General features: G+C 46.2%; 13 protein-coding genes and 5 pseudogenes. 14 read left to right on the plus strand and 4 right to left on the minus strand.

Going from position 1 to position 12,532, the window contains the following annotated elements:
* Positions 1-36: 36 nt before the first annotated feature.
* From Q9I99_RS08065 to Q9I99_RS08075, 3 genes are all read right to left on the minus strand, one after another.
* The gene (locus Q9I99_RS08065; RefSeq protein WP_118792987.1) at positions 37-1,503 is read right to left on the minus strand and encodes a malate:quinone oxidoreductase; all 1,467 of its coding nucleotides are present in this window, start codon (positions 1,501-1,503) and stop codon (positions 37-39) included.
* A gap of 383 nt (positions 1,504-1,886) precedes the next feature.
* Positions 1,887-2,477, minus strand: coding sequence for a GNAT family N-acetyltransferase (locus Q9I99_RS08070; RefSeq protein WP_301668240.1), 591 nt, complete (start codon positions 2,475-2,477; stop codon positions 1,887-1,889).
* 60 nt (positions 2,478-2,537) lie between these two features.
* Positions 2,538-3,119, minus strand: coding sequence for a 5-formyltetrahydrofolate cyclo-ligase (locus Q9I99_RS08075; protein WP_301668239.1), 582 nt, complete (start codon positions 3,117-3,119; stop codon positions 2,538-2,540).
* 78 nt (positions 3,120-3,197) lie between these two features.
* Between Q9I99_RS08075 and Q9I99_RS08080 the strand changes: the two genes are divergently transcribed.
* From Q9I99_RS08080 to tsf, 3 genes are all read left to right on the plus strand, one after another.
* Positions 3,198-3,431 (plus strand): hypothetical protein, encoded by a 234-nt coding sequence (locus tag Q9I99_RS08080; protein ID WP_101115917.1) that lies wholly within the window; start codon positions 3,198-3,200, stop codon positions 3,429-3,431.
* Positions 3,432-3,602: 171 nt separating this feature from the next.
* Complete coding sequence (rpsB, locus tag Q9I99_RS08085; RefSeq protein ID WP_002243114.1) at positions 3,603-4,331, plus strand: 30S ribosomal protein S2; 729 nt, start codon at positions 3,603-3,605, stop codon at positions 4,329-4,331.
* Between the two features lie 124 nt (positions 4,332-4,455).
* On the plus strand, positions 4,456-5,310 hold the full coding sequence (gene tsf / locus Q9I99_RS08090; RefSeq protein WP_002236251.1) for a translation elongation factor Ts: 855 nt from the start codon (positions 4,456-4,458) through the stop codon (positions 5,308-5,310).
* A 121-nt stretch (positions 5,311-5,431) separates the two neighbouring features.
* On the opposite strand, the pseudogene Q9I99_RS08095 reads toward tsf, so the two are convergent.
* Positions 5,432-5,539 (minus strand): annotated as a pseudogene (locus tag Q9I99_RS08095) (IS5/IS1182 family transposase); the annotation flags it as partial.
* Positions 5,540-5,633: 94 nt separating this feature from the next.
* Here Q9I99_RS08095 and pyrH point away from each other — a divergent pair.
* The 11 genes and pseudogenes from pyrH to Q9I99_RS08150 form a co-directional block, all read left to right on the plus strand.
* Positions 5,634-6,353 (plus strand): UMP kinase, encoded by a 720-nt coding sequence (gene pyrH / locus Q9I99_RS08100; protein ID WP_002243681.1) that lies wholly within the window; start codon positions 5,634-5,636, stop codon positions 6,351-6,353.
* A gap of 136 nt (positions 6,354-6,489) precedes the next feature.
* A complete protein-coding gene (locus Q9I99_RS08105; RefSeq protein WP_301668238.1) occupies positions 6,490-6,633 on the plus strand; it encodes a hypothetical protein in 144 nt (47 codons plus the stop codon).
* Positions 6,585-6,743, plus strand: a pseudogene (locus Q9I99_RS08110) (IS5/IS1182 family transposase); the annotation flags it as partial. The gene Q9I99_RS08105 and the pseudogene Q9I99_RS08110, both read left to right, overlap by 49 nt.
* A 306-nt stretch (positions 6,744-7,049) precedes the next feature.
* Positions 7,050-8,012: an adhesin MafA gene (gene mafA, locus Q9I99_RS08115; RefSeq protein ID WP_301668237.1), complete on the plus strand. Its 963-nt coding sequence runs from the start codon at positions 7,050-7,052 to the stop codon at positions 8,010-8,012.
* 39 nt (positions 8,013-8,051) lie between these two features.
* Positions 8,052-9,572, plus strand: coding sequence for a MafB family polymorphic toxin (locus Q9I99_RS08120; protein ID WP_301668236.1), 1,521 nt, complete (start codon positions 8,052-8,054; stop codon positions 9,570-9,572).
* Positions 9,573-9,575: 3 nt separating this feature from the next.
* Positions 9,576-9,977, plus strand: coding sequence for a hypothetical protein (locus Q9I99_RS08125; protein ID WP_250314658.1), 402 nt, complete (start codon positions 9,576-9,578; stop codon positions 9,975-9,977).
* A 398-nt stretch (positions 9,978-10,375) separates the two neighbouring features.
* Positions 10,376-10,717: pseudogene (locus Q9I99_RS08130) on the plus strand (hypothetical protein).
* A gap of 9 nt (positions 10,718-10,726) precedes the next feature.
* Positions 10,727-11,581 (plus strand): annotated as a pseudogene (locus tag Q9I99_RS08135) (MafB family polymorphic toxin); the annotation flags it as partial.
* A 4-nt stretch (positions 11,582-11,585) separates the two neighbouring features.
* Positions 11,586-11,945, plus strand: coding sequence for an immunity 8 family protein (locus tag Q9I99_RS08140; RefSeq protein ID WP_002218298.1), 360 nt, complete (start codon positions 11,586-11,588; stop codon positions 11,943-11,945).
* 76 nt (positions 11,946-12,021) lie between these two features.
* Positions 12,022-12,234, plus strand: coding sequence for a hypothetical protein (locus Q9I99_RS08145; protein WP_107819561.1), 213 nt, complete (start codon positions 12,022-12,024; stop codon positions 12,232-12,234).
* A 92-nt stretch (positions 12,235-12,326) separates the two neighbouring features.
* Positions 12,327-12,532: pseudogene (locus Q9I99_RS08150) on the plus strand (MafB family polymorphic toxin); the annotation flags it as partial.

Raw genomic sequence — 12,532 nt, forward strand, 5'->3', positions numbered from 1 at the left:
CCATATGGGGATACGGCTTTTCTTGAAAGATTCGGCTTAAATATCCAACACTTTCGCGGTATAGGCGATAATTTCATCCGCCCTTTCAGGGTTTTCGTTCAACTTGATGCCGTAACCCGGTACCAGCTCTTTCAGACGGCCTTCCCAAGACGGGGCGCGCTCGGGGAAGCATTGGTGCATCAGCCGGATCATCAGCGGCACGGCGGTCGATGCGCCCGGTGAGGCACCCAACAGTGCGGCAAGCGAGCCGTCGGCATGGGCGACAATCTCCGTACCAAACTGGAGCACGCCGCCTTTTTCGGAGTCTTTTTTAATGATTTGGACACGTTGCCCTGCGGTGATGAGTTCCCAGTCGTCGGGGTTTGCCTCGGGGTAGTATTCCAGCAGGGAGGCGAAGCGTTCTTCTTTGGTTTTACGCAATTCGCCCAGCAGGTATTTGGTCAGCGGCATATTCGCCCAGCCGGCGCGCAGCATAGGATAGAGGTTGTCCATATGGATGGACAGCGGCAAATCCATAAGCGAGCCTTGCTTGAGGAAGTTGGAACGGAAGCCTGCGTAAGGGCCGAACATAAGGTGGCGTTTGCCGTCCACGTTGCGTGTGTCGAGGTGCGGGACGGACATCGGCGGCGCGCCGACGGAAGCCTGCCCGTACACTTTGGCGTTGTGTTGTTCGGCGGTTTCGGGGTTGCTGTTGCGGAAGAACAGGCCGGACACGGGGAAGCCGCCGTAGCCTTTGCCTTCGGGGATGCCGGATTTTTGCAGCAGGGTCAGCGCGCCGCCGCCCGCGCCGAGGAAGAGGAAGCGGGTGCGGAGGGTGAGCTGCCCGTCGGGGTTGCGGGTATCGGCGGTTTTGAGCACCCACGCGCCGTCGGATTCGCGTTTGATGTCTTCGACGTGGCGGTTAAACTCGGTTTTTACGCCCTTACCCTGCAAATATTTCACCATCTGGCGCGTCAGCCGTCCGAAATCGACATCCGTGCCTTCGGCGGAATAGTTGGCGGCGACGGGTTGGTTTTCGTCCCGTCCGCGCATAATCAGCGGAGCCCAATCGGAAATTTTGTTCCGATCGGTGGAAAATTCCATATTTTCAAAAAGTTTCTGCGTTTTAAACACATCATAGCGTTTTTGCAGATAACGGCAGTGGTCTTCGTTCATCACCAAAGACATATGCGGCACGGCATTGATGAAGGAATTGTCTTCCAACTTGCCTTCCGCGACCAGCGTCGCCCAAAACTGGCGGCTGACATGAAACTGTTCGGCAATATTGAGGGCGCGCGCCGGATCGATAATCCCATTTGCACCCAGCGGCGCATAGTTCAATTCGCACAGCGCGGAATGCCCCGTGCCGGCGTTGTTCCACGCGTTTGACGATTCCAACGCCACGTCTTCCAAGCGTTCAATCAGGGTGATTTCCCAAGACGGTTCGAGTTCTTTGAGCAAAACGCCCAAAGTCGCGCTCATAATGCCGCCGCCCACCAAGACAACGTCTGTCGCTTCAGCCATGGTTTACTCCTAAAAAACAGGCATCTTCTGCCCTTATGGTTATTTGCCGTACTACAAACGCCTGAATCGCAAAAGCAGGGGAAACCGGCAATGGTGTGTGTCCGAGTACGCCGTTTCGGGGTTGGAATGCGTTGCAGGTATGGCTTCCGACACCGCTTCAGGGGCTTGTAATATGTTATCGTGAATGTAGTGGATTTTACTGGGAAATGCAAAGTTTTTCTGTCGCCCGCCAAGCTGTGGAACTGCGAAATGAAAAATAAAAATAGTTATTTATCTATATATATCAAATTTTTAATAGATAAAAAATCAAAATTGTTTATATATTAATTTTTAAAAGATTGTCAGCATATTGCGTTAAGTTTTTTAAATTTGAAAATACTGCCTCACACCTGCACGCCATATCCCGCCAGCCTGCCGGTCAGGATTTCCCTGTTTCTGCACCAATCTTCCCTCAGCATACTGTACACGACCGTATCGCGCACACTGCCGTCTTTACGGAGCATATGCATACGCAGCACGCCGTCTTTTTCCGCGCCCAGCCGTTCGATGGCACGTTGCGAGGCAAGGTTCAGAATATCCGTGCGCCATCCTACGCAACAGCAAGCCAAAACATCGAACGCGTAATCCAACAGCATGATTTTGCAACAGGTGTTTATCCGTGTCCGCTGTGCCGATGCCGCATACCATGTGAATCCGATATCCAAACGCGGAATCTGCGGTTCAAAATGATAATACGCCGTTGTCCCGACCACCCTGCCCGCCTCTTCATCGACAACCGCAAACGCCAAACGCGTTGCCAATGCTGTCCCGATATAGTCTGCCACCCTATCCGGATGGGGTGCGGACGTTACCCCCAGCTTCCAAACCTCCCCATCGCAAACCGCCTCGCGCAAACCCGTTTCATGATGCACATCCAACGGTTCAAGACGAACGCCGCCCAATGACAAGACCGGCAGTATTATCTTTTCCGACATCCTTTTCTCCCAATATTCCGCCTTCAGACGGCATTTCCGTTCAAAATGCCGTCTGAACGGCTAAAAACACAATATCCCCGCCTCCGACACAAAACCGTCCAGCGGCAGGTCGTGCGCCTCGCGCGGCAGCGTGCCGACCAGTTGGCAGGCAAAGCCTACGCCCACGGTTTTTGCCTGCAAACGGTATTTCATCGCCGCAAGCGTCGCATCATAATAGCCGCCTGCCTGCCCCAAGCGGTAGCCCAACCTGTCCATGCCGACCACTGGCACAAGCAAGAGGTTCAAATCATGCACACGCCTTTTCCGACCTGCAAACTGCGGCACGTTCAACTTCGCCCTGCCCCGTATGCGCTCCCGTTCCACTCCGCTTTCAGGATACGGCGTAAACCACATCCGCCGCGAACGCGGTTCGATATAAGGCAGATAGAGTTTGGCACCGCGTTTTTGCGCCGCACGGACGAAACCGTCCAGCCGCAGTTCGTTGCCCATCGGCCAATACACGCCGATTTTCCGCCCTTTTTTGATGTAGGGCTTGAGCAGGCGGTTGATGGTTTCGGTGGCGGCGTTCCGCTCGTCGGCACTCATTTGGGCGCGTGCGCGGCGGAACTGTTTGCGTAGTGCCGATTTTTCGGGGTTCCTCATTTTCAGACGGCCTTTCGGGATTGCGGTAGAATGTTGCGATTATAACAATTTTGTTAACATTCAAACAGGACGCACACAATGTGGCACATCGTCGCCATCGGCTATCTTTTTGTTGCCGTTATGTATTCCGCCGCGCAGCCGAGTATTGCGCGCGCCTTGATTTATTTGGTTTTTTGGGCGGTTCTGCCCACCGTGTTCACGGTTTTCACCATCACCGTCCGCCGCCGCAACCGCCTGATGAGACAGCAGGAACAGGCAGAATTCGAACAGCAGCGTGCACAACGGCAAAAAGACAGCGGCACAAAACCCTGAATCCCTTTTCAGACGACCCCTTATCCGCTATAATCCGTCAGTTTTCCATTTCGGAAACACACTATTTTTAAAACTTATGCCCACTTTCGCCGAAGGGTGCTTGACAATAGGCGCAGCCTATCAAGTTCTATGCGATTGAATGTGTGCTCTTAACCCTTTCAAGGAAATAACATGTCTCAAATTACTATGCGTCAGATGATTGAAGCCGGTGTTCACTTCGGCCACCAAACCCGTTTCTGGAACCCGAAAATGGCTCAATACATTTTCGGTGCGCGCAACAAAATCCATATCGTCAACCTGGAAAAAACCCTGCCGATGTTCCAAGAGGCGCAAGAAGCCGTACGCCGTCTGGTTGCCAACAAAGGCACCGTGCTGTTTGTCGGCACCAAACGTCAAGCGCGTGAAATCATCCGCGAAGAAGCGACCCGTGCCGGTATGCCTTTCGTTGATTACCGCTGGTTGGGTGGTATGCTGACTAACTACAAAACCGTTAAGCAATCTATCAAACGCCTGGAAGAAAAAACTGCTGCCTTGGAAAACGCTGCCGAAGGCGGTTTCAACAAAAAAGAAATTCTGGAAATGCAACGCGACGTTGAAAAACTGGAACGTTCTTTGGGCGGTATCAAAAACATGAAAGGCCTGCCTGACGCGATTTTCGTTATCGATACTGGCTACCAAAAAGGTACTCTGGTTGAGGCTGAAAAACTGGGCATCCCCGTTATCGCCGTAGTCGATACCAACAACAGCCCTGACGGCGTGAAATACGTTATCCCTGGTAACGATGACTCCGCCAAAGCCATCCGCCTGTACTGCCGCGGCATCGCCGACGCAGTTTTGGAAGGCAAAAACCAAGCGCTGCAAGAAACTGTAGCCGCTGCCCAAGAAGCTGCTGCCGAGTAATTCGGTATACATGAAGAGGGGCGTTATGCCCCTTTTCTCAAATCCCGTTCTGAAATCCGTTTCAGACGGCTACTATTTCCAAACACGGCAATGGCCGTGTTCCCAAAAATCTAGGAGATTCAAAATGGCAGAAATTACTGCAAAAATGGTTGCCGACCTGCGCGCCGCTACCGGCCTGGGCATGATGGAATGCAAAAAAGCCTTGGTTGAAGCTGAAGGCAACTTCGACAAAGCCGAAGAAATCCTGCGTATTAAATCTGGTGCGAAAGCCGGTAAACTGGCCGGCCGTACTGCTGCCGAAGGCGTATTGGCTTACGCCATCAACGGCAATGTCGGCGCATTGGTTGAAGTAAACTGCGAAACTGACTTCGTCGCTAAAGACGCCGGCTTCGTAGAATTTGCCAACTTCGTTGCGAAAACTGCTGCCGAGAAAAAACCGGCTACCGTTGAAGAACTGAGCGAACTGGTTGAAGCAGAACGTAAAGCCATCATCGCTAAATTGGGCGAGAACATGTCTGTTCGCCGCTTCCAAGTGATCGACACTGCCAACCAACTGGTTGCCTACATCCACGGTGCATTGGCTACCGAAGGCGTTTTGGTTGAGTACAAAGGCTCTGAAGATGTAGCACGCAAAATCGGTATGCACATCGTTGCCGCCAAACCGCAATGCGTAAGCGAAGCCGAAGTAGATGCTGAAACCGTTGAAAAAGAACGCCACATCTACACCGAACAAGCTATCGCTTCCGGCAAACCTGCCGACATCGCCGCTAAAATGGTTGAAGGCCGTATCCGCAAATTCTTGGCTGAAATCACTCTGAACGGCCAAGCGTTCGTGATGAACCCTGACCAAACTGTTGCCCAATTCGCTAAAGAAAACGGCACTGAAGTGGTTAGCTTCGTACGCTACAAAGTAGGCGACGGTATCGAAAAAGCCGTTGTTGACTACGCAGCCGAAGTTGCCGCCGCTGCTAAAGTGTAAGGCACTTATGAAAAAGAAAGCACCTGGATTCCAAACGAATCAGGGTGCTTTTTTTTGAGAAAACCGTTTACGGTACCTATTTTAAGACGACCGAATATTCAGGCCGTCTGAAAACAAAACAATATAGTGGATTAAATTTAAACCAGTACAGCGTTGCCTCGCCTTGCCGTACTATTTGTACTGTCTGCGGTTTCGTCGCCTTGTCCTAATTTAAATTTAATCCACTATAACAGAACGACACACCATATCATTGTAATTCCGACCGTTTGAAATTTAGACGGCCCAAACTCCGACCGACGACATTTAAGAAAGCAAGGTATCCCATGACACAGCAAATCAAATACAAACGTGTATTACTGAAACTCTCCGGCGAATCCCTGATGGGCTCTGATCCATTCGGCATCAATCACGACACCATCGTTCAAACTGTCGGCGAAATTGCCGAAGTCGTTAAAATGGGCGTGCAAGTCGGTATCGTTGTCGGCGGCGGTAACATTTTCCGTGGCGTATCTGCACAAGCAGGCAGCATGGACCGCGCCACTGCCGACTACATGGGCATGATGGCAACCGTGATGAACGCCTTGGCACTCAAAGACGCATTTGAAACCCTCGGCATCAAAGCGCGCGTACAATCCGCGCTTTCCATGCAGCAAATCGCTGAAACGTACGCCCGTCCCAAAGCCATCCAATACCTTGAAGAAGGCAAAGTCGTCATCTTCGCCGCCGGTACGGGTAACCCCTTCTTCACCACCGACACTGCCGCTGCATTGCGCGGTGCGGAAATGAACTGCGACGTGATGCTCAAAGCCACCAACGTTGACGGCGTGTACACCGCAGACCCGAAAAAAGATCCATCTGCAACACGCTACGAAACCATTACTTTTGACGAAGCCTTGTTGAAAAACCTCAAAGTCATGGACGCCACCGCTTTCGCCCTTTGCCGCGAACGCAAACTCAATATTGTCGTCTTCGGCATCGCCAAAGAAGGCTCGCTCAAACGTGTAGTAACCGGTGAAAACGAAGGCACACTGGTTCACTGCTGATTGCCCATAAGGCCGGCAGATATAGTCGCATATGGGCTTCAGACGGCCATTTATTATATGGAGATTAACAAGCCTAGAGCCATCCTGCCTTATACATCAATTTTTCATATGCCGACTTATTGCCTCCCATTTGAAAATGCCGTCTGAACATCGTTCAGACGGCATTTTGTTTTCCATTGTGCAAACCGCCTTGCAGCAGGCGGACAAAATCGGCATAAGGGCAACGCCGTACTCATCACTCGCACCGATTTCAATCTGTTTTGCCGTTTTGACGAACTAAGCATCCCCGATTACAGCACCTTATGCCGTTACCGCAACCGGTTGGCGCAAGGCGACACCCTGTCCAAACTGCCGGGACTGATTAACCGGCAACTGACCGAAAAAAGCCTATAGTGGATTAAATTTAAACCAGTACAGCGTTGCCTCGCCTTAGCTCAAAGAGAACGATTCTCTAAGGTGCTGAAGCACCAAGTGAATCGGTTCCGTACTATTTGTACTGTCTGCGGCTTCGTCGCCTTGTCCTGATTTTTGTTAATCCACTATAAAATCCGCCGCCGCCATTGCAACCGCAAATCACGCTATGTGCGGGCAGCCTATTGAAAACCAAACCACAAAACCAGTAAAGAAATATTTTATTTAATTTATGATTTATTTACAATTTTGATACAATTTGTCTTTTATCAAAGGAGAAAATCTATGCGGGCACGGCTGCTGATACCTATTCTTTTTTCAGTTTTTATTTTATCCGCCTGCGGGACACTGACAGGTATTCCATCGCATGGCGGAGGTAAACGCTTCGCGGTCGAACAAGAACTTGTGGCCGCTTCTGCCAGAGCTGCCGTTAAAGACATGGATTTACAGGCATTACACGGACGAAAAGTTGCATTGTACATTGCCACTATGGGCGACCAAGGTTCAGGCAGTTTGACAGGGGGTCGCTACTCCATTGATGCACTGCTTCGCGGTGAATATATAAACAGCCCTGCCGGCCGTACCGATTACACCTATCCACGTTACGAAACCACCGCTGAAACAACATCAGGCGGTTTGACAGGTTTAACCACTTCTTTATCTACACTTAATGCCCCTGCACTCTCGCGCACCCAATCAGACGGTAGCGGAAGTAGGAGCAGTCTGGGCTTAAATATTGGCGGGATGGGGGATTATCGAAATGAAACCTTGACGACTAACCCGCGCGACACTGCCTTTCTTTCCCACTTGGTGCAGACCGTATTTTTCCTGCGCGGCATAGACGTTGTTTCTCCTGCCAATGCCGATACAGATGTGTTTATTAACATCGACGTATTCGGAACTATCCGCAACAGAACCGAAATGCACCTATACAATGCCGAAACACTGAAAGCCCAAACAAAACTGGAATATTTCGCAGTAGACAGAACCAATAAAAAATTGCTCATCAAACCAAAAACCAATGCGTTTGAAGCTGCCTATAAAGAAAATTACGCATTGTGGATGGGGCCGTATAAAGTAAGCAAAGGAATCAAACCGACAGAAGGATTAATGGTCGATTTCTCCGATATCCGACCATACGGTAATCATACGGGTAACTCTGCCCCATCCGTAGAGACTGATAACAGTCATGAGGGGTATGGATATAGCAATGAAGCAGTGCGACAACATAGACAAGGGCAACCTTGATTCACACTACCATAACCGCTTGCTACCAAGGAAAACAAAATGAATTTGCCTATTCAAAAATTCATGATGCTGTTTGCAGCAGCAATATCGTTGCTGCAAATCCCCATTAGTCATGCGAACGGTTTGGATGCCCGTTTACGCGATGATATGCAGGCAAAACACTACGAACCGGGTGGTAAATACCATCTGTTTGGTAATGGTCGCGGCAGTGTTAAAAATCGGGTTTACGCCGTCCAAACATTTGATGCAACTGCGGTCGGCCCCATACTGCCTATTACACACGAACGGACAGGATTTGAAGGTGTCATCGGTTATGAAACCCATTTTTCAGGACATGGACATGAAGTACACAGTCCGTTCGATCATCATGATTCAAAAAGCACTTCTGATTTCAGCGGCGGTGTAGACGGCGGTTTTACTGTTTACCAACTTCATCGAACAGGGTCGGAAATTCATCCCGCAGACGGATATGACGGGCCTCAAGGCGGCGATTATCCGGAACCACAAGGGGCAAGGGATATATACAGCTACTATGTCAAAGGAACTTCAACAAAAACAAAGACTAATATTGTTCCTCAAGCCCCATTTTCAGACCGTTGGCTAAAAGAAAATGCCGGTGCCGCCTCTGGTTTTCTCAGCCGTGCGGATGAAGCAGGAAAACTGATATGGGAAAACGACCCCAATAAAAATTGGTGGGCTAACCGTATGGATGATATTCGCGGCATCGTCCAAGGTGCGGTTAATCCTTTTTTAATGGGTTTTCAAGGAGTAGGGATTGGGGCAATTACAGACAGTGCGGTAAGCCCGGTCACAGATACAGCCGCTCAGCAGACTCTACAAGGTATTAATGATTTAGGAAAATTAAGTCCGGAAGCACAACTTGCGGCTGCAACCGCATTACAAGACAGTGCTTTTGCGGTAAAAGACGGTATCAACTCTGCCAAACAATGGGCTGATGCCCATCCAAATATAACAGCTACTGCCCAAACTGCCCTTTCCGCAGCAGAGGCCGCAGGTACGGTTTGGAGAGGTAAAAAAGTAGAACTTAACCCGACTAAATGGGATTGGGTTAAAAATACCGGTTATAAAAAACCTGCTGCCCGCCATATGCAGACTAAGGCGTTAGGTACGGTAGATGAAATTGGCGATACAGTACAGCAGGTTGGGAAACAGACTAGCGGACAAAAAACCAGCGGTGGTAATCCTGCGATTGATAGCGACCCTTATAGCCCGAGTAGTGTGGCAACTCGCATAGAAGCCGGTAAGGTGCGCAGTGATTTACAAATCAAAGACATTTTGAGCAATACTACTCAAAGGAGTAAAACAAAAGGTCCCGCTGTCCAGTATGATAAAGTGGGAGATTACAATGACGCACTAAATGATTTTAATAGTCTGAATGTTCGAAATGTACAAACACGTCCTAATGGAACGATAACGGGCAATTTACCTGATGGGCGTGCGGTTAATGTTCGTAATGATAGTAGTGGTGGAGAACCAACACTTGAAATAACAATTAGTAATAACCGAAAAATAAAAATCAGATATGGAAATACACGATAAATTATGAAATTAAAAAGCTTAGATTTCCCAACTGGCTATTTCTATTTTGATAATGCAGCAATAAACTTTGATAAAGTAGAAGTTATAGCAGTTGGTTATAGAAATACGGATAAAACCATAAAAATTTCTATTGAAGATGTTATTCATTTTAGGGTTGTTGATGAATCGTATTTTATAGATACTTTTATGGATTTAATTTCGGAAGATGCAGATAGAGCTTTGCTTCATGAAAATGGTGGTCAATCTTTTTTTGAACTTCTTGATGAGCGTTATGCGGAATGGATATTGAAAGAAAGTTATTTTCCTTTAAATAGAGAATTCTTTAAATACTATATTTTTATGTTTGAGCAAACATTCATAGAAATAATTGGTTCTAGTGCAACGTATTCAATTATTGAGAGCTAGCGTAAGATGAGTAATAAGTTGCCTATCTTTCTTTCAGGCAGCCTGAAAATAAAATTACTCGTGTAATGAACCACGCACTTTAAACAGCACAGGTATTTTGATGAGAATGGCATGGCAATTAAGTATATTGGTTTCTACATTCCGTCCGCAATATTCGCGCTTTCCGCATTGAACAATGGTCAGACTTTACGGATATAGCCGTAGGTTGGATTCTCGAATCCGACATTTTCTAACAGCGGCATTTCGGAAACGATAAACGCGTCAAATATTTTTGTCGGATACAAATATCTGACCTACATCTCTGCGATGGGGTACCTGTATCAGTGAAGGGAAATTTTGTTGATGGTAAATTTCGCATTGGTACGGCAACAATGAAATCATTTTAAATTGAGCTAGAAATGAACCTAGAAAATTATGAAAACATTTTAATAAAATTACTTTTTCATCATAACAACTTAGTAAATGAATATTCTTATTTTATTGAAAATAAAAATTTATTTAAAATAGTATCTCGAACTAAAACGAGTAAGGGCTTTTTTTCACTATAGAAAAACCATTAAATTTTCTAAGCAAAAAACTTATTTTGAGTTTAATTTTAAATATTTACACTCAGGGAAAGAACGCTTTGGTTCGTTTATGTGCTGGATAAATACTAATTTAATGGAATTTGAGGGGGTTTTTTTAACGACCTGATCTCTGATAATATGATAATAAATAACTTTTTTGAAATAAATGATTAACGATACACCAATAAAAATTGGTGGGCTAACCGTATGGATGATATTCGCGGCATCATCCAAGGTGCGGTTAATCCTTTTTTAACGGGTTTTCAAGGAGTAGGGATTGGGGCAATTACAGACAGTGCGGTAAGCCCGGTCACAGATACAGCCGCTCAGCAGACTCTACAAGGTATTAATGATTTAGGAAATTTAAGTCCGGAAGCACAACTTGCTGCCGCGAGCCTATTACAGGACAGTGCTTTTGCGGTAAAAGACGGTATCAATTCCGCCAAACAATGGGCTGATGCCCATCCAAATATAACAGCTACTGCCCAAACTGCCCTTTCCGCAGCAGAGGCCGCAGGTACGGTTTGGAGAGGTAAAAAAGTAGAACTTAACCCGACCAAATGGGATTGGGTTAAAAATACCGGTTATAAAAAACCTGCTGCCCGCCCTATGCAGACTTTAGATGGGGAAATGGCCGGTGGGAATAAACCGCCTAAATCTATAACGTCTGGAGGAAAAGCCAATGCTGCAACTTATCCTCAATTAGTTAATCAATTAACTGGGCAAAACTTAAAAAACATTGCGGCTCAAGATCCAAGATTGAGTCTGGCTCTTCATAAGAGTGAAAAAAATTTTCCAATAGGAACTGCAACTTATGAAGAGGCAGATAGGCTAGGTAAAATTTGGGTTGGTGAGGGTGCAAGACAAACTAGTGGAGGCGGATGGTTAAGTATAGATGGCACTCGACAATATCGGCCACCAACAGAAAAAAATTCACAATTTGCAACTACAGGTATTCAAGCAAATTTTGAAACTTATACTATTGATTCAAATGGAAAAAGGAATAAAATTAAAAATGGACATTTAAATATTAGGTAATTATATGAGATTAAAATTAAAAAATTATGATTGTTCTGACTTTGATTTGGAAGATTTCCCACAAGACAAGTTAGAAAATTTTTGTATACTTTTGACATTATCAATAGGTTTTGATGAAAGTAATGGTGCTGATTATTTTTATGTTTATATATATAGCACTGAATGGTTACTTTCAAATATACATAGACCGATGTCATTAAAAAACTCAATTGTTACAAACCGTTTTAATATTGAACACATATTAAAATTGATAAATGATATATTGGAAATATGTAATTCAACGTCTGAAGATAAGTCTATATCAAATTTGGCAAAATATTTTGACTGGGAATTTGACGATTATAATCTAAATATCCAAGACTAAAGATGGTGGGACAGCATTTAGACCAAAAACAGGTAAACAGTATTTTGATGACAAATTAAAATAAAAGGAATTATTCATGAAATTAATTGATTTTGAAGGGAGTTTAGTTAAAATTAGTCTCGATAAAGATGAGTTGTATATTATTCAAGCAATTGTAGGAGAAATTTATTCAGGCGTATGCGTGGATTGTAGAGATTTTGAGATAATTCATGGTGTTGAAAAAATAAAGTTCTTCTTTTGGATAAAGAACTTAAAAAAATATATGATACTTGGGATAAATGTTAGCTAGGTAAGGTGGGCACTTGTTGCCCACCTTTTGCCGTATATTAAAAATCCTTTTCAGGCTGGAACTGGGTGGGCATCAATGCTAACCCTAATTGTGCTGATGAAACAGGAAAACTGATATGGGAAAACAACCCCAATAAAAATTGGTGGGGTAACCGTATGGATGATATTCGCGGCATCATCCAAGGTGCGGTTAATCCTTTTTTAATGGGTTTTCAAGGAGTAGGGATTGGGGCAATTACAGACAGTGCGGTAAGCCCGGTCACAGATACAGCCGCTCAGCAGACTCTACAAGGTATTAA

The organism is Neisseria basseii (genome assembly GCF_962707005.1).
In the GTDB taxonomy this organism is placed as follows: Bacteria; Pseudomonadota; Gammaproteobacteria; order Burkholderiales; family Neisseriaceae; genus Neisseria; species Neisseria bergeri.

Coding starts and splice junctions, on each gene's coding strand:
- Q9I99_RS08080 (WP_101115917.1), top strand. CDS start 3,198: ATGTGGCACATCGTCGCCATCGGCTATCTTTTTGTTGCCGTTATGTAT.
- Q9I99_RS08105 (WP_301668238.1), top strand. CDS start 6,490: ATGCCGTCTGAACATCGTTCAGACGGCATTTTGTTTTCCATTGTGCAA.
- Q9I99_RS08120 (WP_301668236.1), top strand. CDS start 8,052: ATGAATTTGCCTATTCAAAAATTCATGATGCTGTTTGCAGCAGCAATA.
- Q9I99_RS08140 (WP_002218298.1), top strand. CDS start 11,586: ATGAGATTAAAATTAAAAAATTATGATTGTTCTGACTTTGATTTGGAA.
- rpsB (WP_002243114.1), top strand. CDS start 3,603: ATGTCTCAAATTACTATGCGTCAGATGATTGAAGCCGGTGTTCACTTC.
- Q9I99_RS08145 (WP_107819561.1), top strand. CDS start 12,022: ATGAAATTAATTGATTTTGAAGGGAGTTTAGTTAAAATTAGTCTCGAT.
- mafA (WP_301668237.1), top strand. CDS start 7,050: ATGCGGGCACGGCTGCTGATACCTATTCTTTTTTCAGTTTTTATTTTA.
- Q9I99_RS08125 (WP_250314658.1), top strand. CDS start 9,576: ATGAAATTAAAAAGCTTAGATTTCCCAACTGGCTATTTCTATTTTGAT.
- Q9I99_RS08065 (WP_118792987.1), bottom strand. CDS start 1,503: ATGGCTGAAGCGACAGACGTTGTCTTGGTGGGCGGCGGCATTATGAGC.
- pyrH (WP_002243681.1), top strand. CDS start 5,634: ATGACACAGCAAATCAAATACAAACGTGTATTACTGAAACTCTCCGGC.
- Q9I99_RS08075 (WP_301668239.1), bottom strand. CDS start 3,119: ATGAGGAACCCCGAAAAATCGGCACTACGCAAACAGTTCCGCCGCGCA.
- tsf (WP_002236251.1), top strand. CDS start 4,456: ATGGCAGAAATTACTGCAAAAATGGTTGCCGACCTGCGCGCCGCTACC.
- Q9I99_RS08070 (WP_301668240.1), bottom strand. CDS start 2,477: ATGTCGGAAAAGATAATACTGCCGGTCTTGTCATTGGGCGGCGTTCGT.